Origin of the sequence: Streptomyces sp. NPDC046866 (assembly GCF_040704625.1) — a bacterium.
GTDB lineage: Bacteria > Actinomycetota > Actinomycetes > Streptomycetales > Streptomycetaceae > Streptomyces.
On the sequence record NZ_JBEYXN010000003.1, the window covers coordinates 17,561 to 35,643 of the forward strand.

General features: G+C 72.1%; 15 protein-coding genes. 5 read left to right on the forward strand and 10 right to left on the reverse strand.

The window, feature by feature from the left end; all coding sequences use genetic code 11:
* The first annotated feature begins 93 nt into the window (after window positions 1-93).
* Both AB0953_RS05995 and AB0953_RS06000 read left to right on the forward strand, forming a co-directional pair.
* Window positions 94-714, forward strand: coding sequence for a DUF47 family protein (locus AB0953_RS05995; protein WP_361916524.1), 621 nt, complete (start codon window positions 94-96; stop codon window positions 712-714).
* A gap of 5 nt (window positions 715-719) precedes the next feature.
* On the forward strand, window positions 720-1,718 hold the full coding sequence (locus tag AB0953_RS06000; RefSeq protein ID WP_366858207.1) for an inorganic phosphate transporter: 999 nt from the start codon (window positions 720-722) through the stop codon (window positions 1,716-1,718).
* 143 nt (window positions 1,719-1,861) lie between these two features.
* On the opposite strand, the gene pstB is transcribed toward AB0953_RS06000, so the two are convergent.
* From pstB to mshD, 7 genes are all read right to left on the reverse strand, one after another.
* Window positions 1,862-2,638, reverse strand: a complete 777-nt coding sequence (pstB, locus tag AB0953_RS06005) for a phosphate ABC transporter ATP-binding protein PstB (protein ID WP_366858208.1) — start codon at window positions 2,636-2,638, stop codon at window positions 1,862-1,864.
* 28 nt (window positions 2,639-2,666) lie between these two features.
* Window positions 2,667-3,749, reverse strand: a complete 1,083-nt coding sequence (pstA, locus tag AB0953_RS06010; protein ID WP_366858209.1) for a phosphate ABC transporter permease PstA — start codon at window positions 3,747-3,749, stop codon at window positions 2,667-2,669.
* Window positions 3,749-4,741: a phosphate ABC transporter permease subunit PstC gene (gene pstC, locus AB0953_RS06015; protein WP_366858210.1), complete on the reverse strand. Its 993-nt coding sequence runs from the start codon at window positions 4,739-4,741 to the stop codon at window positions 3,749-3,751. The genes pstA and pstC overlap by 1 nt, the downstream gene beginning before the upstream one ends.
* Before the next feature lie 131 nt (window positions 4,742-4,872).
* A complete protein-coding gene (pstS, locus tag AB0953_RS06020) occupies window positions 4,873-6,012 on the reverse strand; it encodes a phosphate ABC transporter substrate-binding protein PstS (RefSeq protein WP_366858211.1) in 1,140 nt (379 codons plus the stop codon).
* A 707-nt stretch (window positions 6,013-6,719) separates the two neighbouring features.
* Window positions 6,720-7,706, reverse strand: a complete 987-nt coding sequence (locus AB0953_RS06025; RefSeq protein WP_366858212.1) for a CHAD domain-containing protein — start codon at window positions 7,704-7,706, stop codon at window positions 6,720-6,722.
* Window positions 7,687-9,963 (reverse strand): RNA degradosome polyphosphate kinase, encoded by a 2,277-nt coding sequence (locus AB0953_RS06030; RefSeq protein WP_366858213.1) that lies wholly within the window; start codon window positions 9,961-9,963, stop codon window positions 7,687-7,689. Before AB0953_RS06030 ends, AB0953_RS06025 begins: the two co-directional genes overlap by 20 nt.
* Window positions 9,964-10,201: 238 nt before the next feature.
* Window positions 10,202-11,134: a mycothiol synthase gene (gene mshD, locus AB0953_RS06035; protein ID WP_366858214.1), complete on the reverse strand. Its 933-nt coding sequence runs from the start codon at window positions 11,132-11,134 to the stop codon at window positions 10,202-10,204.
* Window positions 11,135-11,353: 219 nt separating this feature from the next.
* On the opposite strand from mshD, the gene AB0953_RS06040 reads away from it, so the two are divergent.
* Complete coding sequence (locus AB0953_RS06040; protein ID WP_366858215.1) at window positions 11,354-13,168, forward strand: bifunctional metallophosphatase/5'-nucleotidase; 1,815 nt, start codon at window positions 11,354-11,356, stop codon at window positions 13,166-13,168.
* Window positions 13,169-13,328: 160 nt separating this feature from the next.
* Here the strand turns inward: AB0953_RS06040 and AB0953_RS06045 are convergent, their stop codons facing one another.
* Window positions 13,329-14,129 (reverse strand): alpha/beta hydrolase, encoded by an 801-nt coding sequence (locus AB0953_RS06045; protein WP_366858216.1) that lies wholly within the window; start codon window positions 14,127-14,129, stop codon window positions 13,329-13,331.
* 165 nt (window positions 14,130-14,294) lie between these two features.
* Here AB0953_RS06045 and AB0953_RS06050 point away from each other — a divergent pair, with 165 nt between their 5' ends.
* Both AB0953_RS06050 and AB0953_RS06055 read left to right on the forward strand, forming a co-directional pair.
* Window positions 14,295-14,882: a TetR/AcrR family transcriptional regulator gene (locus AB0953_RS06050; RefSeq protein WP_366858217.1), complete on the forward strand. Its 588-nt coding sequence runs from the start codon at window positions 14,295-14,297 to the stop codon at window positions 14,880-14,882.
* Window positions 14,883-14,942: 60 nt separating this feature from the next.
* Window positions 14,943-15,839, forward strand: a complete 897-nt coding sequence (locus tag AB0953_RS06055; protein WP_366858218.1) for a phosphatidylinositol-specific phospholipase C — start codon at window positions 14,943-14,945, stop codon at window positions 15,837-15,839.
* Here AB0953_RS06055 and AB0953_RS06060 read toward each other — a convergent pair.
* Both AB0953_RS06060 and AB0953_RS06065 read right to left on the reverse strand, forming a co-directional pair.
* Complete coding sequence (locus tag AB0953_RS06060; protein ID WP_366858219.1) at window positions 15,819-17,315, reverse strand: HAMP domain-containing sensor histidine kinase; 1,497 nt, start codon at window positions 17,313-17,315, stop codon at window positions 15,819-15,821. The two genes, AB0953_RS06055 and AB0953_RS06060, sit on opposite strands and share 21 nt — an antisense overlap.
* Complete coding sequence (locus AB0953_RS06065) at window positions 17,312-18,058, reverse strand: response regulator transcription factor (RefSeq protein ID WP_366858220.1); 747 nt, start codon at window positions 18,056-18,058, stop codon at window positions 17,312-17,314. The genes AB0953_RS06060 and AB0953_RS06065 overlap by 4 nt, the downstream gene beginning before the upstream one ends.
* Window positions 18,059-18,083: the final 25 nt, after the last annotated feature.

An 18,083-nucleotide genomic window follows, 5' to 3' on the forward strand; every position in this document is an offset into this window, starting at 1 on the left:
GATGGAGGACACCGTGGGACCGCCGGTTAGCCGTGGCCGGGCGATGCGCCTAGCATCAGCCTGACCGAATCCGATGCACCCCGAGGACCACACGTGCGATTTCGTCTGACCCCCAGGGAGACGAGCTTCTACGACATGTTCGCCGCATCCGCGGACAACATCGTCACGGGCTCCAAGCTCCTGATGGAACTGCTCGGAGCGGATCCCTCCGCCCGGGCCGAGATCGCGGAGCGGATGCGTGCGGCCGAGCACGCGGGGGACGATGCCACCCACGCGATCTTCCACCAGCTGAACTCCTCGTTCATCACGCCGTTCGACCGCGAGGACATCTACTCCCTGGCCTCGTCGCTCGACGACATCATGGACTTCATGGAGGAGGCCGTCGACCTGGTCGTCCTCTACAACATCGAAGAGCTCCCCAAGGGCGTCGAGCAGCAGATCGAGGTCCTGGCGCGGGCGGCCGAGCTGACCGCCGAGGCCATGCCGCACCTGCGGACGATGGACAACCTGACCGAGTACTGGATCGAGGTCAACCGCCTCGAGAACCAGGCCGACCAGATCCACCGCAAGCTGCTCGCCCACCTCTTCAACGGCAAGTACGACGCCATCGAGGTGCTCAAGCTCAAGCAGATCGTCGATGTGCTCGAGGAGGCCGCGGACGCGTTCGAGCACGTCGCGAACACGGTGGAGACCATCGCGGTCAAGGAGTCCTGAACCTCGTGGACACCTTCGCTCTGATCGTGACCATCGGTGTCGCGCTCGGCTTCACGTACACCAACGGTTTCCACGACTCGGCGAACGCGATCGCGACCTCGGTCTCGACCCGGGCGCTGACCCCGCGCGCCGCCCTCGCGATGGCCGCGGTGATGAACCTCGCCGGCGCCTTCCTGGGCAGCGGCGTGGCCAAGACGGTCAGCAAGGGCCTGATCGAGACGCCGACGGGCTCGACGGGGATGTGGGTCCTGTTCGCCGCGCTCGTCGGGGCGATCGTCTGGAACCTGATCACCTGGTACTTCGGCCTGCCGTCGTCCTCCTCGCACGCCCTCTTCGGCGGCATGGTGGGTGCGGCGCTGGCCGGCGGGATCGGGGTGATCTGGTCGGGCGTCGTGGACAAGGTCGTCATCCCGATGTTCCTGTCGCCGGTCGTCGGCCTGGTGGCCGGCTACCTGGTGATGGTCGCGATCATGTGGATCTTCCGGCGGGCCAACCCGCACAAGGCCAAGCGCGGCTTCCGCATCGCGCAGACGGTCTCGGCGGCCGGCATGGCCCTCGGCCACGGCCTCCAGGACGCCCAGAAGACGATGGGCGTCGTGGTGATGGCCCTGGTCATCGCCGACGTCCAGGAGTCCGGCGCCCCCATCCCGGTGTGGGTCAAGCTGGCGTGCGCCGTGATGCTCTCGCTCGGTACGTACGCGGGCGGCTGGCGCATCATGCGCACCCTGGGCCGCAAGATCATCGAGCTGGACCCGCCGCAGGGCTTCGCGGCCGAGACGACCGGCGCGTCGATCATGTTCGTCACCGCCTTCATCTTCAAGGCGCCGATCTCCACCACCCACGTGATCACCTCGGCGATCATGGGCGTGGGGGCGACCAAGCGGGTCAACGCGGTCCGCTGGGGCGTCGCGAAGAACATCATCCTGGGCTGGTTCATCACCATGCCGGCCGCGGGCCTGGTCGCCGCGCTGTGCTTCTGGCTCGTGAACCTGGCCGTCGGATAGCCGTACGGGCGCGCACCGCAGCGTGCGGGAACGAAATCGGGCCGGCTCCCCCCACCCAGGGGGAGCCGGCCCTTCGCCTTGCGGTGGCACCGCCATGCAGCACCGCAGGACGTCCACGCGGCGGCGGCCGCATGATCCTTGGGTCAGCCGAAGCGGCCCGAGATGTAGTCCTCGGTCGCCTGGACGGACGGGTTGGAGAAGATCCGGTCCGTGTCGTCGATCTCGATCAGCTTGCCGGGCTGGCCGACCGCCGCGAGGTTGAAGAACGCGGTGCGGTCCGAGACGCGGGCGGCCTGCTGCATGTTGTGCGTCACGATGACGATCGTGAAGCGCTCCTTCAGCTCGCCGATCAGGTCCTCGATGGCGAGGGTGGAGATCGGGTCCAGGGCGGAGCAGGGCTCGTCCATCAGCAGGACCTGCGGCTCGACCGCGATGGCGCGGGCGATGCACAGGCGCTGCTGCTGGCCGCCGGAGAGGCCGGAGCCCGGCTTGTTCAGGCGGTCCTTGACCTCGTTCCAGAGGTTGGCGCCCTTGAGGGAGCGCTCGACGGTGTCCGCGAGGTCGGCCTTGCGGTGGCTGCCGTTCAGGCGCAGGCCAGCCGCCACGTTGTCGAAGATCGACATGGTGGGGAAGGGGTTGGGGCGCTGGAAGACCATGCCGACCGTGCGGCGGACCGCGACCGGGTCCACGCCGGGGCCGTAGAGGTTCTCGTCGTCCAGGAGCACCTTGCCCTCGACGCGGCCGCCGGGGGTGACCTCGTGCATGCGGTTCAGGGTGCGCAGGAAGGTGGACTTGCCGCAGCCGGACGGGCCGATGAAGGCGGTCACGGAGCGCGGCTCCACGGTCATCGAGATGTCGTCGATGGCCTTGTGGTTGCCGTAGAAGGCAGAGAGGCCGCTGACGTCGATTCGCTTGGCCATGAGGGTCACTTCGCTTTCGTGGGTCGCGTCAGCGACCGGTCTTCGGGGCCTTCCAGCGGGCGATGCCGCGGGCCACCAGGTTGAGGATCATGACGAAGGCGATCAGGACGAGCGCTGCGGCCCATGCCCGGTCGTAGGAGGCGTCACTGCCGACCTTGTACTGCTCCCAGATGTACAGGGGGAGCGAGGACTGAGCACCTTCGAAGGGGTTGCCGTTGATCAGCTGGGAGCCGAAGACCAGCAGCATGATCGGGGCGGTCTCGCCGGCGATGCGGGCGACGGCCAGCATCAGGCCGGTGGCGATGCCGCCGACGGCGGTGGGGAGGACCACCTTGAGGATCGTGCGCCACTTCGGCACGCCGAGGGCGAGGGAGGCCTCGCGCAGCTCGTTCGGGACGAGCTTGAGCATCTCCTCGGTGGAGCGGACCACCACGGGCATCATCAGGATCGACAGGGCCATGGCGCCGGCGAAGCCGGACGGGCCGAAGCCGAGCATCAGGTTCCAGGTCGTCAGGATGAACAGGCCCGCGACGATGGAGGGGATGCCGGTCATGACGTCGACGAAGAAGGTGACGGCCTTGGCGAGGCGGCCCTTGCCGTACTCGACCAGGTAGACGGCGGTCAGCAGGCCGATCGGGGCGGCGATGACGGTGGCGAGGGCGACCTGCTCGATGGTGCCGAGCAGCGCGTGGTAGACGCCGCCGCCCTGCTCGAAGCTGGTGACGCCGTTCATCGAGTGGGTGAGGAAGTCCGCGTCGAGGGCCTTCAGGCCGCGGCTGACGGTGGTCCAGATCAGCGACAGGAGCGGGACGACCGCGAGGAGGAAGCAGACCCAGATCAGGGAGGTCGCGACGCGGTCCTTGGCCTGGCGGCGGTTCTCGACGACCGCGCTGGCGGTGTAGGTGATCGCGATGAAGAGCAGGGCGGCGATCAGACCCCACTGGACCTTGCTCTGCAGGTCGAAGACGAGGCCGATGACGATGCCGAGGGCGACGGAGACGGCGCCGATGCCGGCGGGGGCCCAGCGGGGCAGGCCGCCGCGGGTGAGGCCGGAGGGGGCGGCGGACCCGGACGGCCGGACGGGGCGCTGGTCCTGGATTGCGTGGCTCATCAGGCGTTCGCCCCCGAGTACTCCTTGCGGCGCGCGATGATCATGCGGGCGGCGCCGTTGACCAGCAGGGTGAGCAGGAAGAGGACGAGACCGGAGGCGATCAGCGCGTCCCGGCCGAACTCGTTGGCCTCGTCGAACTTCGCGGCGATGTTCTGGGCGAACGTGCCGCCGCCCGGGTCCAGCAGGTGGCCGGAGATCAGGAAGCTCGGCGAGAGGACGGTGGCGACGGCCATGGTCTCGCCGAGGGCGCGGCCGAGGCCGAGCATGGAGGCGGAGATGACGCCGGAGCGGCCGAAGGGCAGCACCGACATGCGGATGACCTCCCAGCGGGTCGCGCCGAGGGCCAGGGCGGCCTCCTCGTTCATGCGCGGGACCTGGAGGAAGACCTCGCGGCTGACGCTGGTCACGATCGGCAGGATCATGATCGCGAGCAGGATGCCGACGGTGAACAGGGAGCGGGCGACGCCGGGCTGGGACTTGTCGAAGACGTAGGTCCAGCCGAAGTACTCGTCGAGCCAGAGGTTCAGGCCGCCCAGCTGCGGGACCAGGAAGAGGGCGCCCCAGATGCCGTAGATGATCGACGGCACGGCGGCCAGCAGGTCGACCACGTAGGCGAGGGGGGCGGCCAGCTTGCGCGGCGCGTAGTGCGAGATGAACAGGGCGATGCCGACGGCGATCGGAACCGCGATGGCCATCGCGATGATCGAGCTGACGACGGTGCCGAAGAGAAGGACGGCGATGCCGAAGACGGGCGGGTTGGCCGAGGCGTTCCAGTCGAAGGTGGTGAGGAAGTCGCCCTCGTTCTTCGACAGCGCGATGGAGGCCCGGTAGGTGAGGAACACGGCGATCGACGCCATGATCACCAGGAGCAGGATGCCGGAGCCCTTGGAGAGCCCCGAGAAGATCTTGTCACCGGCGCGGCCGGTGGACGTTCCGCTCGTGGAGGCGGGCGGAGGCGTGCTGCCTATGCGGGTGGGTGTGGTGGAAGCCATGGTCTTTCCGGTCTGGTGGGGGGACGAGCCCCCTGGCGGCGGTGCACCGGATGTCCCCGGCGTTGCCGGGGAGGGGCCCCGGGGCCGGGCCGATCGGACGGGATCGGCCCGGCGCTCCGGGGCTCAGGGGTTCAGGACAGCGACTTGATGACCTCGCGGACCTTGGTGTTGATCTCGGCCGGGATCGGGGCGTAGCCGTTGTCGGACAGGACCTTCTGGCCGGCGTCCGAGGCGGTGTAGCCGAGGAAGGACTTCACGGTCGGGAGCGTCTCGGCCTTGTTGCCCTTGTCGCAGACGACCTCGTAGGTGACCAGGACGATCGGGTAGGCGCCCTCGGCCTTGGTGGTGTAGTCGAGCTTCAGCGCCAGGTCCGAGCCGGTGCCGGCGATCTTGGCGGCGGCGATGGCCTTGGAGGCGCTGTCGGCGGAGGCCTTGACCGGGGCGGCCGCGCCGGTGTTGATGTCGACGGTCTTGATGTTCTGCGCGGAGGCGTAGGAGAGCTCGAAGTAGCCGATGGCGCCGTCGACGGCCTTCACCTGGGAGGCGACGCCGGCGGAGCCGGAGGCGCCCTGGCCGCCGGGGGCCGGCCACTTCTTGGCGGGCTCGTACGTCCACGCGTCGGGGGCGGCGGCCTTGAGGTACTTGCCCAGGTTCTCGGTGGTGCCGGAGTCCTCGGAGCGGTGGAAGGCCTGGATCGCCGTGCCGGGCAGGTTGACGCCCGGGTTCAGCTTCTTGATGGCCTCGTCGTCCCACTTCTTGATCTTGTCGTTGAAGATGTTCGCGAGGGTGGGGGCGTCGAGGGTGAGCTTGTCCACGCCGGCGACGTTGAAGCCGATGGCGATCGGGCCGCCGACCATCGGCAGGTTGATGCCCTGGCCGCCGGTGCAGACCTTCTTGGAGTCCTCGACCTGCTCGGGCTTCAGCGCCGAGTCCGAGCCGGCGAAGCCGACGGTGCCCTGGTTGAACGCGACGATGCCCTCACCGGAGGAAGAGGACTTGTAGTTCACCTCGACGCCGGAGCAGGCGGCCATGTAGTTCTTCACCCACAGGTCCACCGCGTTCTTCTGGGCGGAGGAGCCCGAGGCCAGCAGCTTGCCCTTGGCGTCGTCGCACTTGACGTCGCCGGCGGCGGCCGCGGAGGGCTTGCCGCTGGCGTTGCCGCCGGTGTTGGTGTTGTCGTCCGAGCCGCACGCCGTGAGGACCAGGGCGCTGGACACGACAAGCGCGCCGAGGGCGGAGGCACGAAGCATGTTCTTGCGCTGAAGCTTCACTTTCGGGTGTTCCTTCCAGAAGCCGCCGGCCGCTTTCGGTATCGGGGCGGCGTGCGAAGAGGACTACGTCGGTCACCGGGGCGGCTGCTGGATCAAGCCAGCGGCACGCTCGGCGCACCACCGAAATTAGGCAGAACAGGTGAAGCGATCGACGGGGCGAGGTGAACGGGAGGTGAACCTCGACGGACGGCCGCGTACGTACCGGCGCGCCGCTCGGCGGGGCCCGCAGCAGTGCGTGACCGGGCTGCGCGGGCCGGGCGGGAAGCGGGCCCGCGCGCGGGGCGGGACGGGAGCGGAAGCCCGTGCGAGGGGTGGCCCGCAGGCCGCCCGCAGATGCCGGGAACGGCCCCGGATACCCCTGTCCACCTGCGGAGACATGCGTAGGGCGGTCCGGGGCGCAGCGGTTTTGCGACGCGCGCACCCCGCGCGGAACGGAAGGGTGCCGCGGCCCCGGAAGGGCGTCGGCGGTCAGGGTGCGCGCTGGACATCTCGGTCGATCCGGCAGGGCCTCGGCGGAGTGGAAGACATGTACGGCAGGGGCGGGTGGGGCGGTTGCGCGGCGGCGTCCGGCACGGGGGTCACGGGGGCCGGCCCGGGCGCTGCCGGGCTACGCACCCAGCGTGGCCGAAAACGTTCCGTTCCGCACCCACGCCGGGGTCTCCCCGGCGCGGGCGCGGCCGGTCGGCCGGGGTCCCGGCAGGTCGGTTCTAGCGCGGCGCGGCCGCGCCCACCGGTTCCCACAGGCCCTGGAAGGCGAGGCGGGCCGCCTCGACCTCGTGGCGCTGGTCGGCGTGGAGCACGCCGAGGGCGTACGCCGTCGCCGGGGCGATCCGCGGGGTGCGGGCGGCGGCGGCCGAGGCCGCGGCCGCCTCGGCGGCGTCCCGGTGGCGGTCCAGGGCCTCGTTCGCGGCGCGCAGCCGGGCCACGTCCTCGCCGAGGGCCTCCCGGGCGTAGCGGTGGACGCGCAGCAGCCGGCGCACCTCGTGCCAGGAGCCGTCGTGCTCGGTGTCGTACGGGTGCGCCTCGGTGACGGGCGGCAGCGCCGAGACGGCCGCCGCCAGCCGGGTCCGCGCCACCTCGGCGAGCGGGACGAGCACGTCGTCGACCCGGCCCCGCGCGGCGATCACGTCCAGCGGCACCTCGGAGGCCAGCACGGCCACCGCGTCGGCGACCGCGTGGAACCGGGAGGAGCCCAGCGCCTGCAGGGTGGCGGAGTGGGCGCGGGTCCGGGCCAGGGTCAGCTGCCGGTCCAGCAGCGCGGCGGCCCGCGCCGAGCCCACCGTCAGCGCGCCGCTCGCCCCGCGCGGCCCGGGGACCTCGGGCGCGCCGGAGAGCCGGTGCAGTGCCTCGAGCAGCCGGGCCAGCCGGGCGGCGTACGCGTGCTCGTCGGCCAGGGTCGAGGACAGCCAGGCCAGCTCGGTGCGCAGCCCGTCGGCCCAGGACGGGTCGGTGACCCCGCGGAAGGTGGCCAGGGCCCCGCCGATGCGGCGCGCAGCCCCCCGCAGGCTGCGCGCCGCACCGGCGCCGTCGAGGGCGTCGGCCCCTCCCCCAGACTCCGTCCGGGGGGACCCCCACTCCTCGTGCAGGCGCAGCCCGCGCAGGAAAGCGGTGGCCTGGTCCCGCAGGTACGCGCCGAGCACGTCCCCCGCGGAGCCCTCGCCGGTCGTTGTCGGGTCATGGTTTGGCAGAGCCACGCCGGCGCCTCCGGGCGTCTATGAACATCTCCTGAACGTGCCGCAGCGGCTGGCCTTCGTGGTCGGTGCTGTGCCGGGTCCATTCCCCGTCCGGGCCCAGGTGCCAGGAGGACGTGGAGTCGGACATGCCGGTCTCCAGCATCCGGTCGAGTGCCGCGCGGTGGGCCGGGTCGGCGACCCTGACCAGTGCCTCGATGCGGCGGTCGAGGTTGCGGTGCATCATGTCGGCGCTGCCGATCCACACCTCGGGCTCGCCGCCGTTGCCGAAGGCGAAGACCCGGGAGTGCTCCAGGAAGCGGCCGAGGATGGAGCGGACCCGGATGTTCTCCGAGAGTCCGGGGACCCCGGGGCGCACGGCGCAGATGCCGCGGACCCAGATGTCGACCGGGACGCCGGCCCGGGAGGCCCGGTAGAGGGCGTCGATGAGGGCCTCGTCGACGATGGAGTTCATCTTGAGCCGTACGTACGCGGGGCGGCCCGCGCGGTGGTGGGCGGCCTCCTTGTCGATCCGGGCGATGAGGCCGTCGCGCAGCGAGCGCGGGGCGACGATCAGCCGGCGGTAGGTCTCGCGGCGGGAGTAGCCCGAGAGCCGGTTGAAGAGGTCGGAGAGGTCCGCGCCGACCTGCGGGTCGGCGGTGAGCAGGCCGAGGTCCTCGTACAGGCGGGCGGTCTTGGGGTGGTAGTTGCCGGTGCCGACGTGGCTGTAGCGGCGCAGGGTGTCGCCCTCCTGGCGGACGACCAGCGACAGCTTGCAGTGGGTCTTGAGGCCCACCAGGCCGTAGACGACGTGGCAGCCGGACTCCTCCAGCTTGCGGGCCCACTTGATGTTGGCCTGCTCGTCGAAGCGGGCCTTGATCTCGACCAGGACCAGGACCTGCTTGCCGGATTCGGCGGCGTCGATCAGGGCGTCGACGATCGGGGAGTCGCCGGAGGTGCGGTACAGCGTCTGCTTGATCGCGAGGACGTCCGGGTCGGCGGCGGCCTGCTCCAGGAAGGCCTGCACGGAGGTGGAGAAGGAGTCGTACGGGTGGTGCAGCAGGACGTCGCGCTCGCGCAGCGCGGCGAAGATGTCGGGCGCGGAGGCGGACTCGACCTCGGCGAGGTCGCGGTGGGTGCCGGCGACGAACTTGGGGTACTTCAGCTCGGGCCGGTCCAGGGAGGCGATGCCGAACAGGCCGGTGAGGTCCAGCGGGCCGGGCAGCGGGTAGACCTCGGCGGCGGAGATCTTCAGCTCCTGCACCAGCAGGTCCAGGACGCCGGGGTCGATGGACTCCTCCACCTCCAGGCGCACCGGCGGGCCGAAGCGGCGCCGCATGAGCTCCTTCTCCAGGGCCTGGAGCAGGTTCTCGGCGTCGTCCTCCTCGACTTCGAGGTCCTCGTTGCGGGTCACGCGGAACATGTGGTGCGCGAGCACCTCCATGCCGGGGAAGAGCTCCTCCAGGTGTGCGGCGATGACGTCCTCCAGCGGGACGTAGCGCTGCGGGGAGGCCTCCAGGAAGCGGGAGAGCAGCGGCGGCACCTTGACGCGGGCGAAGTGCCGGTGGCCGCTGACGGGGTTGCGCACGACGACGGCCAGGTTCAGCGACAGGCCGGAGATGTACGGGAAGGGGTGCGCGGGGTCCACGGCCAGCGGGGTCAGCACCGGGAAGATCTGGTTGCGGAACAGGGTGAAGAGGCGCGCCTGCTCCTTCTCCGTGAGGTCGGGCCAGCGGATGAGGTGGATGCCCTCCTCGGCGAGCTGCGGGGCGATGTCCTGCTGGTAGCAGGCGGCGTGGCGGGCCATGAGCTCGCGCGAGCGGGTCCAGATCAGGTCGAGGACCTCGCGGGGCTGCAGGCCGGAGGCCGAGCGGGTGGCGACGCCGGTCGCGATGCGGCGCTTGAGGCCGGCGACGCGGACCATGAAGAACTCGTCGAGGTTGCTGGCGAAGATGGCCAGGAAGTTCGCGCGCTCCAGCAGCGGGGTGGTGGGGTCCTCGGCCAGTTCCAGGACGCGCTCGTTGAAGGCCAGCCAGCTGCGCTCGCGGTCGAGGAACCGGCCGGGGGGCAGTTCCCCGCCGTCCTTGTCCTCGTAGGCGTCGAGGTCGGAGTCGAGGTCGGGGGCGAGGCCCGGTTCGAGTCCGGCGTGCGGGCGGTGCGCGGCGATCGACCCGAGCCGCGCGGAGGCGCTGGTCGGCGAGCCGGCGGAGGCCGCGGCGGACGGGTGCGACGGGTGCTGGGCGGGGACCTCGGTGGGGCCTGCGCTGGGCTGGTGGCTCATGACTCCATTGTTCCGCGCGCGGGGCAGGACAGGCGCGTCGGAAGCGTTCGCCGTCAGTCGGAGTCGGGGCCTCATGCGGGGAGCCTGGCAAGCGCGTCTTAAGGGTCGGTGAATGGCGCATGGCATCCAGGGTCCCGATGGTGCACGAGTACGTCGCTGCGGCGCCCGGAATGCACCCGTACGGGCCCCCGGTGCGCCCGGTGGACCCGTACGGGGCGGTCGCGGCCGCGGGCCGCGGTCAGCTCTCGGTGCGGTACATGAGGTCGACCTCGTGGGTGGAGAAGCCGAGGCCCTCGTACACGGCGAGGGCCGCCGGGTTGTCGGCGTCGACGTAGAGCATCGCGGTGGGCAGGCCGGAGGCCTGGAGGTGCTGCAGGCCGACGGCGGTGAGGGCCTTGCCGAGGCCGCCGCCCTGCGCGCCGGGCAGGACGCCGAGGACGTACACCTCGCCGAGCTGCTCCTCGGCGTGGACCTTCGTCCAGTGGAAGCCGACGAGCCGGCCCTCGCGCTCGGCGAGGAAGAAGCCCTTGGGGTCGAACCACGGCTGTGCGATGCGGTCGTTCAGGTCGCGCAGGGTCAGCGAGCCCTGCTCGGGGTGGTGGGCGAAGGCGGCCGCGTTCGCCGCGAGCCAGGCCTCGTCGTCCTGGCCGGGCACGAAGGTGCGCACGCTCACCCCGGCGGGCAGGACGGGCTCGGGCAGCGGCGGGGCGTCGGGCCCGAGCGGCCGGCGCAGCTGGCGCAGCTCGCGGAACAGGGTCAGGCCGAGGACCTGCGCGAGGTGGCGGGCGGCCGACTTGCCGCCGTGCGCCCAGACCCGGATCCGCTTGCCGGAGGCGCCGAGCAGCGCCTGTCCGAGGGCCCGGCCGTGGCCGCGGCCGCGCAGCGCGGGGTGGACGACGAGCTCGGCGGCGGGCGCCTCCACCGGGTCGGTCTCCTCCAGTTGGCCGTAGGCGGCGAGCCGCCCCTTCTCGGTGAGCAGGAAGTGCCGGATGCCCTCGCGGGGTCCGCCGCGCAGCTGGAGCCGGCCCTGCTCGGACACGGCGGTGGTGCCGTCGGTGCGGGCCGCGTCCTCGATCAGGTCGAGCACGGCGGCGGCCTGCTCCGCCGTCAGTTCGTCGAGGGTCTGGATCTGGCGTCCGGGCTCCAGGGCCGTCACTGCGTCGTCAGTCATGCTCCGAGACTACGGCGGTGGGGGGCGGGGGCGGTGGTGCGCGGGCTGGGTCCGCCCGGGAGCGTGGCGGGATCGCGGCGGGGGCGTGGCGCGATCCGTTCTTCCGCCCGTCGCCTGCACGTGATCAGGGCGATACCCGCGACCCCTGTCGTGCTACGCGCGTTGACACTAGGCTGCGGCGGACCTCCCGAGATCTACCGCTGTTCATAAGGGGAACAAATGTCAGCGACGCCACAACGGCACCGCCGCACCCGCCGGTTGTTCGTCACCGCCCTCGCCGTCACGGCCGGGACCGGCGCGGTGTTCACCGCCGCCCTGCCGGCCGGTGCCGCGAGTGGAGCCGGTGCGGCCGCGGGCCGCACCGTCGACGTGCAGCTGCTGTCGTTCAACGACTTCCACGGCACCCTGGAGCCGCCGCAGGGCTCCTCGGGCAACGTGACCGAGCGTCAGGCGGACGGCACCACGAAGGCCATACCGGCCGGCGGTGTCGAGTACCTGGCGACCAGCCTGCGCGAGGCCCGCAAGGGCCACGAGTACTCCGTCACCGCCGCGGCGGGCGACATGATCGGCGGCAGCCCGATGCTGTCCGGCCTCTTCCACGACGAGCCGACCGTCGAGGCGCTGAACAAGCTGAAGCTGGACGTCACCAGCGTCGGCAACCACGAGTTCGACGAGGGCAAGACCGAGCTGCGCCGCATGGCGTACGGCGGCTGCCACCCGGTGGACGGCTGCTTCGAGATGGGCAAGGAGTTCACCGGCTCCGAGTTCAAGTACCTCGCGGCGAACGTCACCGACGAGAAGACCAAGCGTCCGCTGATGTCGCCCACCTTCATCTGGAAGAAGGGGGACGTGAAGATCGGCTTCATCGGCGTCACCCTGGAGGGCACCCCGGACGTCGTGACGGCCGACGGCGTCAAGGGCCTGAAGTTCGGCGACGAGGTCGAGACGATCAACAAGTACGCCGAGGAGCTGAACAAGCAGGGCGTGAAGTCGATCGTCGCGCTGATCCACGAGGGCGGCCTGCCCGCCAGCGGCGCGTACAACTACGACTGCAACACCCCGGGTGCGGGCGCCGGCATCTCCGGCGCCATCGTGGACATCGCCAAGAACGTGGACCCGAAGGTCGACGCCCTGGTCACCGGCCACACGCACCAGGCGTACGCCTGCAACATCCCCGACCCGGCGGGCAACCCGCGCATGGTGACCTCGGCCGCCTCCTACGGCCGCCTGTTCACCGACACCACGCTGACGTACGACCGCAAGACCAAGGACATCGTCCGCACCGCCGCGCTCGCGCCGAAGCCGGTCAACAAGATCGTCTCCCGTGACCTGCCCAAGGCCCCGGACATGACGGAGCTGATCGACCGCTGGAAGACCCTGGCGGCCCCGGTCGCGAACCGCCCGATGGGCTACATCTCCGCCGACATCCCGGGCCGCGGCTCGGAGGCGCCGGAGAAGCCCCTCGGCGACCTGATCGCGGACGCCCAGCTGGAGGCCACGGCCCCGGCCGACAAGGGCGGCGCCCAGCTGGCCCTCATGAACCCGGGCGGCATCCGCGCCGACCTGGCGTACAAGGCCGCGGGCGGTGAGGGCGACGGCGTCGTCACGTACGGCGAGTCCTACACGGTCCAGCCGTTCAACAACCTGATGAACATCGTGGACCTGACCGGCGCGCAGCTGATCACGGCGCTCCAGCAGCAGGTCAGCGGCCCGGTCAACGGTGCGAACCCGAAGATCCTGCAGGTGTCGAAGGGCTTCACGTACACCCTGGACATGACCAAGGCGGGCGCTGACCGCATCGTCGTGGACTCGGTGAAGCTGAACGGCCAGGCGATCGACCCGGCCAAGACCTACCGGGTCGCGATGAACGAGTTCCTCGCGGGCGGCGGCGACGGCTTCACCGTCCTGAAGGAGCACAAGAACAAGCTGGTCGGCGTGCCCGACCTGGAGGCCTTCAACGCCTACCTGGCGAAGTCCTCCGCGGCGGCCCCGATCGCCCCGCCGGCGGCGGACCGGATCACGGTCGTCAAGTAACACCGCGCTCGACCGCCACCGCGCTCGACACCGCTGTACCCCCGAGGGGGCGGCAGGCCCGACGGCCCGCCGCCCCCTCGGGCCTTTCCCCTCTTCTTCCGCTCTCCCGCGCACCCCCGTGGCCCGGGATCCCCGTGGGGCGGGATCCCCCCCCGGGAGGTCAGAGGCCGGCGAGGTACTTCCCGACGGCCGCGTGGAAGTCATCAGGGTGGGTGAAGGGCACGAAGTGGTCGCCTTCGAGGGCCGTGTACGAGGTCCCCGGCCGGCGCGCCACCATCGCGTCGGCCGTGGCCTGCGGCAGGGCGGTGCTGGCGGTGGCGCGGATCAGCAGGGCGGGGCAGGTGCCGGCCAGCCAGGCCTCCCAGTGGTCGCCGCCGGCGGCGGCGATGGAGTCGAGCATGTCCTGCGGGTGGAAGGGGAGCCGCCAGCCGGAGTGGTCGGCCAGCGGGCGCAGGGCCGGGGCGACGAACTGCGAGCCGATCGGCCCGGCGGCTTCGAGGAGCTCCTCGCGGGTGGCCGCGGTGTAGCGCATGCCGGTCAGGAACTCGAAGCCCGCGGGCACCGAGGGCGTGGCGGCGGCCGAGCGCGGCACCTCCACGGTGGAGTCGGTGTTGATGAGGGCGGCGACGCGGCCGGGGTGCTCGGCGGCGAGGTGGACCGCGGTGACGGCGCCGAGCGAGAAGCCGAGCACGACGACCGGGGAGTCGAGGCCGAGGTGGTCGAGGAGGGCTACGGCGTCGGCGACGTACCCCTCGGTGCGGTAGTGCTCGGCGCGGTCGGAGTCGCCGTGTCCGCGCTGGTCGGGGGCGATGACCCGCCAGTCGTCGCCGAGCGCCCGGGCGAGCCCGGCGAAGGCCATGCCCTCGGACAGTCCGCCGTGCAGGGCGAGCAGCGGGCGGCCGGGGCCGCCGAAGTCCAGGTAGGACAGGGTGCGGTCGTCGATCTTCAGTGCGTGGCGCATGGCGCGGCTCCCCCTCGTGTGCGTCCTCGGCTGCGTCGGCGGGCCGGTCTTCGGCGCTCTGCCGGGGCCCGTCCGCGTGCTTCACTCTGCCAGCGTTTGCGCAGGCGCGCAATACGCTCGTCTTGGGCGTCCGCCCAAGGACGGGTGCGCGGATACGATCCCGGCATGGGAAATCGCGAGGACCTGCTGGCCGGAGCCCGCCGCTGCCTGGAGGAGAAGGGCTACCTGCGCACCACCGTGCGCGACATCGCCTCCGCCGCGCACGTGAGCATGGCCGCCATCGGCTACCACTTCGGCTCGCGCGAAGCCCTCCTCAACCAGGCGCTGTTCGCCGCCATGGAGGAGTGGTCGGCCGGCTCCGGGCGGCTCGCCGGACAGGGCGACAGCACCGAGGAGCGCTACGCCGACACCTGGGACCGCAAGATCCGGGACTTCGGCGAGATGCGCTGGCTGTGGACCGCCTCCGTCGAGGCCTTCGTCCACGCCCAGTCCCGGCCCGAGCTGCTCGCCGTCCTGGCCGAGGGCCAGCGCCGCAACCGGCGGATGGTGGCCGCGGCGCTGCGCGGGGTCCCGGTGGAGGAGGTCTCCGAGGAGGACGTACGGTCCCTGGGATCGCTGCACATCGCGCTGCTCAGCGGGGTCATGGTGCAGGCGCTGACCGACCCCGCGACGGCGCCGACGGGGCGTGAACTCACCCAAGGCCTGCGCGCCATGGCCGAGTTGCTCGACAAGCCCGTGCCTACCGACGGGTAGTCAGCGCACGGCCCGCACGCCATACTCCGGTCCAACCACTGGACCGGCAAAGGGGCGGGCATGGCACTGGAACGGCGGGCATTCCTGGTCGCGGCGATGGCGGCGGGCGCGGGCACGGCCCTCTCGTGGGGCGCGGCGGTTCCGGCGGCCGCCCGGACCCCCGGCACGCACGCCCGGACCCTCGGCACGCAGGACTGGATGTCCGCACTTGCCGACTCCACCCCCCTGCAGCGGATGACGATCCCCGGCACCCACGACTCCGGCGCCAGACAGGGCGGGCTCTACGTCGCCTGCCAGAACACCTCCATCGCCGAGCAGCTCGACTCCGGCATCCGCTTCCTCGACGTCCGCTGCCGGGTGACCGGCGGCTCGTTCGCCATCCACCACGGCTCCTTCTACCAGGGCCTGATGTTCGGCGACGTGCTCGTCGCCTGTGCGAACTTCCTGGCCGCCCACCCGGGCGAGACCGTCCTGATGCGCCTCAAGCAGGAGTACTCCGCGGAGAGCGACCAGGTCTTCCGCGCCGTCTTCGACGACTACCTCGACCACCGCGGCTGGCGGCCGCTGTTCAGGATCGCCCACACCCTGCCCGCCCTCGGCCAGGCCCGCGGCAAGGTGGTCCTCCTCGCCGACAACGGCGGCCTGCCCGGCCTGCGCTACGGCGACGGAGGCGTCTTCGACATCCAGGACGACTGGAACGCCGAGCCGTTCGCCAAGCGCGGCAGGATCGAGGACCAGTTCCGGCGGGCCGTGCAGCAGCCCGGCAAGCTCTTCGTCAACTACACCAGCACCTCGGCCTACATGCCGCCGCGCTGGAACTCCGACCGCCTCAACCCGCAGGTCCACGCCTTCGTCGACGGAGCGGAGCTGGCCGGGCGGACCGGGCTCGGGATCGTCCCCATGGACTTCCCGAACACCCGCTCCGGCCTGGTCGCCTCACTGATCCGGCACAACTGACGGTCCCTCGGCGGCCGCCGCCGCGCCACCGGCCCCGCCGCCGGCCGCGGCGGCCTCCGCGGCCGCGGGCGGCGGCGTCGGCGCACCGGGGATGCGCAGCACCGCCTCCGTGCCCGGGCCGCCGTCCGCCGGCGCCCGCAGCCGGGCGCTGCCGCCCGAGCGCTCCGCCGTGCGCGCCACGATGGACAGGCCGAGCCCGCTGCCGGGCAGGGACCGCGCCGACTCCGACCGCCAGAACCGCTCGAAGACGTGCGGGAGGTCTTCCGCCGGGATGCCCGGACCGTGATCGCGTACGGTGAGCTCGCCCGCCCGCAGCGAGACCGCCACGACACCCCCCGGCGGGCTGAACTTCACCGCGTTGTCCAGCAGGTTGACCACCGCCCGCTCCAGCGCCGCCGCCTCGCCCCGTACGTACCAGGGCTCCACCTCGGCGTCGAAGACCAGCTCCGGGCCGCGCAGCCGCGCCCGCGACAGGGCGCTGCGCACGGTGTCGTGCAGGGCCACCACCTCCAGCCGGGCGGGCGGGCCCGCGTCGGGCCGCGACAGCTCCTGCAGGTCCCCGATCAGCGCGGCCAGCTCCGTCATCTGCGCCTTCACCGAGGCCAGCAGCTCGCGGCGGTCCTGCGCGGGGATGGCCCGGCCGGTCTCCTCGCTGCGCGCGAGCAGCTCGATGTTGGTGCGCAGCGAGGTCAGGGGGGTGCGCAGCTCGTGGCCGGCGTCCGCGATGAGCTGGGACTGGCGCTCGCGGGAGGAGGCCAGCGCCGCCGTCATGGAGTTGAACGAGCGCGACAGCCGGGCGATCTCGTCGTCGCCGTCGTCGGGGATCCGCACGGTGAGGTCCTCGGTGCGCGCGATGTGCTCCACGGCGCCGGTCAGCTCGTCGACCGGCCGCAGCCCGGTACGGGCCACCCACAGGCCGGCCGCCCCGGCGCCGACGGCGCCGATCCCGGACACCAGCAGCAGGACCCAGGCCAGCGTCGACAGCGGCTCGTCGATGTCGGCCAGCGGCTTGGCGACCGAGATCCCGAACACCGGGGAGCCGGGCTGGGCCTGCGCGGTGAAGGTGTAGACGCGCATCGCGGTGCCGCCGGGGGTGCGGGCGTCGTGCACGGAGCTGGTCCGCTGCCCGGCCGCGACCTGGCGGTCGGCGACGGTGACGGGCAGGTCCGGCAGCCCGCTCACCCAGCAGTGGCTGCCGTCGGCGGTGACGATCTGGACGGTCGGCGTCAGGTTGCCGGCGATCTCCTGCACCGGCCGCCCGGGAGCGGTGGTGCAGCCCTCGCGCAGCCTGCGCACGACCTCCGCGGACGGGTTCGTCGCCATCAGCGAGCGGTCCAGCTGCTCGCTGAGCTGCCTGCGCACCATCACCCAGCACACGGCCGCGACCGCCGCGACGGCCACCGCCACCGCCACCGCGACCAGCAGGGCGAGCCGGGAGCGCAGCGGCAGGCCGCGGAATCGGGCGGCGGGACTCATTCCGGCCCCCCGGAGTCCCCGGCCCCGGCGGCGCGCAGCACGTAGCCGACCCCGCGCACGGTGTGCACCAGGCGCGGCTCGCCGCCGGCCTCGGTCTTGCGGCGCAGGTACATCACGTACACGTCCAGGGAGTTGGAGCTCGGCTCGAAGTCGAAGCCCCACACCGTCTTCAGGATCTGCTCGCGGGTCAGCACCTGGCGCGGGTGGGACAGGAACATCTCCAGCAGCGTGAACTCGGTCCGGGTCAGCTCCACGGGCCGGCCGGCCCGGGTCACCTCGCGGGTGGCCAGGTCCATGCGCAGGTCGCCGAAGACGAGCGCGTCCCCGGAGGGCAGCGCCCCGGGCGCCGGGGCGGCGTACGCGCTGCGGCGCAGCAGCGCCCGGACGCGGGCGAAGAGCTCGTCGAGCTCGAACGGCTTGACCAGGTAGTCGTCGGCGCCGGCGTCGAGGCCGGTGACGCGGTCTCCGACGGTGTCGCGGGCGGTGAGCATCAGGATCGGAGTGGTGCTGCCGGCGGCGCGCAGCCGGCGGGCCGCCGTCAGGCCGTCCATGCGGGGCATCTGGATGTCCAGGATGATCAGGTCCGGGCCGTACGAGGCCGTCTTGTCGAGGGCGTCGAGCCCGTCGACCGCGGTCTGGGCGGCGTACCCCTCGAAGGCGAGGCTGCGGCGCAGGGCCTCCCGCACGGCCGGCTCGTCGTCGACGACGAGGATGCGCTGCGGGTCGCCTTCGGCGGGATTCATGGGCTGGTCCCCCAGGGTGGTGGTC

Bases quoted from the DNA above. Each gene is read 5' to 3' on its own strand.
- AB0953_RS06045 (WP_366858216.1), bottom strand. From the start codon at position 14,129: ATGCGCCACGCACTGAAGATCGACGACCGCACCCTGTCCTACCTGGAC.
- pstB (WP_366858208.1), bottom strand. From the start codon at position 2,638: ATGGCCAAGCGAATCGACGTCAGCGGCCTCTCTGCCTTCTACGGCAAC.
- mshD (WP_366858214.1), bottom strand. From the start codon at position 11,134: ATGACTGACGACGCAGTGACGGCCCTGGAGCCCGGACGCCAGATCCAG.
- pstC (WP_366858210.1), bottom strand. From the start codon at position 4,741: ATGGCTTCCACCACACCCACCCGCATAGGCAGCACGCCTCCGCCCGCC.
- AB0953_RS06030 (WP_366858213.1), bottom strand. From the start codon at position 9,963: ATGAGCCACCAGCCCAGCGCAGGCCCCACCGAGGTCCCCGCCCAGCAC.
- AB0953_RS06055 (WP_366858218.1), top strand. From the start codon at position 14,943: ATGGCACTGGAACGGCGGGCATTCCTGGTCGCGGCGATGGCGGCGGGC.
- AB0953_RS06060 (WP_366858219.1), bottom strand. From the start codon at position 17,315: ATGAGTCCCGCCGCCCGATTCCGCGGCCTGCCGCTGCGCTCCCGGCTC.
- AB0953_RS06050 (WP_366858217.1), top strand. From the start codon at position 14,295: ATGGGAAATCGCGAGGACCTGCTGGCCGGAGCCCGCCGCTGCCTGGAG.
- pstA (WP_366858209.1), bottom strand. From the start codon at position 3,749: ATGAGCCACGCAATCCAGGACCAGCGCCCCGTCCGGCCGTCCGGGTCC.
- AB0953_RS06065 (WP_366858220.1), bottom strand. From the start codon at position 18,058: ATGAATCCCGCCGAAGGCGACCCGCAGCGCATCCTCGTCGTCGACGAC.
- AB0953_RS06040 (WP_366858215.1), top strand. From the start codon at position 11,354: ATGTCAGCGACGCCACAACGGCACCGCCGCACCCGCCGGTTGTTCGTC.